The 2,526-nt window shown below is 38.3% G+C and carries 1 protein-coding gene; it reads right to left on the bottom strand.

Annotated features, from left to right (window positions below; translation table 11 throughout):
• Positions 1–160 precede the first annotated feature (160 nt).
• On the bottom strand, positions 161–2,272 hold the full coding sequence (locus FJR06_RS01185; protein ID WP_168650431.1) for a S8 family serine peptidase: 2,112 nt from the start codon (positions 2,270–2,272) through the stop codon (positions 161–163).
• Positions 2,273–2,526: the final 254 nt, after the last annotated feature.

The following is a 2,526-nucleotide window of genomic DNA, read 5'->3' as shown; positions in this document are numbered from 1 at the left end:
ATTACCAATTACCAATTACCAATTACCAAATATAGCATTTCCTAGTCTAATGAAGTACAAAACTATCTGCGTTTATCAGCGTCCATCTGCGTTTAATTATTATTGCTTGTACTTCACTAAAATAGGAATTGATATACCAATTAGCGGTTCCAATTACGAATTATTTATTACCTACTCCAATTACTAATTCCCAGTTATTAAGTTTGCCCACATCTAAAGCAGCGTAGTCAATAACTTGTAATTGCCAGTTGCCTTTTGCGGGTAAAGAAAGTAATTGTTTCAGGGCAGGATGCGATCGCACTGTGTAAGTATTTTGTAATTGATTACGACGACCTAATGTACGACTTTGTAATAAAATCCGCTGATTATTAGGAGCAATTAAATAAACTTCTAAATCTCCTAAAAAATCATGGGTGATATTCACGGTAACTTGGATATCTGTGACATTGACAGCTTCATTAATAGCGATCGCACTTTTAATTCCCTGTCTATTATTATCAGGAATATTCACAACTTGAGAATTTTTGACCTGAATTTGTTTATTCGTAATTTTAGCAACCGCACCCATCTGCTGCGCTAGTCTCACAGCCTTAGCAGCATTAACTTTGCCATAACCAAACCATTGACTATGACCATTACTATCATAAGTACCCCCACGCACACCCAACTGAAGATCAGGGTTATTATCCACTATTTTATCAGCCGTATCTTGGAGAATCCGTTTAACTTGTTGAGCCGTTAAATCAGGATTAGCTGATAATACCAAAGCCGCTACTCCTGCCACAATGGGAGTAGAACTGGAAGTACCACCAAAGTTTTTAGTAAAATTTCCCGCATCATAACCAGCCGCACCTATTTGATCTGTTGTAAATACTCCCAATCCAAATAGAGAAGAAACAATTGCCGGTTGTGTATAAACAAAACCAGTTTCTTGAAACCACATTCCTGGGGGAGCATTATTACTGGGAGCGCAAACAGAAACATTACCTCCCCAATTACTATAAGCAGCCTTTTTATTTAAACTAGTAGACGCAGATACAGTCATCACATCAGGATGAACAGCAAAACCGCTTAACCAATTTGTCTTCCCTTGAACAATATTTTTCGGCCAATTCTGTTCATTTACGGTCCCATTAATCGGACGATTAGCATTTCCAGCCGCGAAAACAATCACACATCCTTTTCCCTTGCGTCCATTGGTAGCAGCCCGGTTAATAGCCGCTTTTTGCCGAATAGAAAGGGGGAAATAAACAGCAGAAGCTCCCCAACTACAAGAAATTACACTCGCGCCTTTTTCTACCGCCCAATCAAAAATATCCTCAATTGATTGATCATCTAAAAAACCAGTAGTGCGAATGGGCATCATTGCACAACCAGGAGCAACTCCCACAATTCCCGAACCATTTTCTTCAGCTACAGCTAATCCTGCACAAGCAGTCCCATGACTAGTTTCTTTTTCTCCAGGTAAGGGTAAAAAATCATTTTCTTTTAGATCTCTAGGAGCAATAATTTTACCTGTACCTTGAAAATCTGGATGTTTTAAATCAAAGGAATCATCTACTACAGCTACCACTATAGAACGCACACCACGAGTAGTATCCCAAGCCTGTTCTACGGAAATATGCGAACCAGCTACCAACTGATTACCACTATCATGATTGAGATACCATTGCTGGGAATAAAGAGAATCTTTGGGTTTATAATGGGGTTCTTGTTGAATGAGAATATTCGGTTCAGCCGCCAAAACTTCTGGCAATGTTTGTAAATAATTGGTAATTTTAACGGGATTTTGTGTGGCTTGTTTACTAACAATAAAAATGAAGGTATTTGGTATGCCGAATACTGGTTGATCTTGAACTAAATTCAATGTACTGGTAATAGTATTAATTTTAGTATTATCTACCCAAGTAGCAAATTGAATTGTAATTTGGTCACTGAGATACACAAAAGTTCCAGGATTATTTTCCAATGTATAAACATGACTCACAAAGTCTACGTTTTCATCAGCACGGAGTTGAGACATAACTGCATCTAGCTGATTAGGAAAGACCGTATATAGTTCTAGTTTCGCTTGAGGAATACTCCGCCGCCATACGCTACCAGGAATCTGTGATAATTTTTCATGGGGAAAATTAGCATTGGGACGAATAGTAAAACGATACAACGTTTTTTCTAGCATTAACTCTTCACCACCGCGTTGTAAGGTTAGTGACTGACTTTTATTTGCTACATCTGATTTAGGAAAATCCGCAGGATTAATATTATCACTCATAAGAATTGGGGATTGGTTGAATTAGCCAAATTGAAAAAACCTTGATTTGTAGGTTGGTTTGTGGAACGTTTATGTTTGCACAGCAATGGGACAAAATCCAACGCATTTGTTGGCTTTCCTTGGGTCAACCCAACCTACAAAAAATGGCGAATATATTTTGACACTCTGCGGTCTAAAGACACGCAGATTCTTTAAGACTTGCTTAAAAAGGATAGTCAATTATCCTCCTAGACGCTCAAGGCAACTACCAGTAC

Source organism: Dolichospermum sp. UHCC 0352 (genome assembly GCF_009711925.1).
Classification (GTDB): Bacteria; Cyanobacteriota; Cyanobacteriia; order Cyanobacteriales; family Nostocaceae; genus Dolichospermum; species Dolichospermum lemmermannii.
This window is presented reverse-complemented; position numbering and strand designations above follow the sequence as displayed.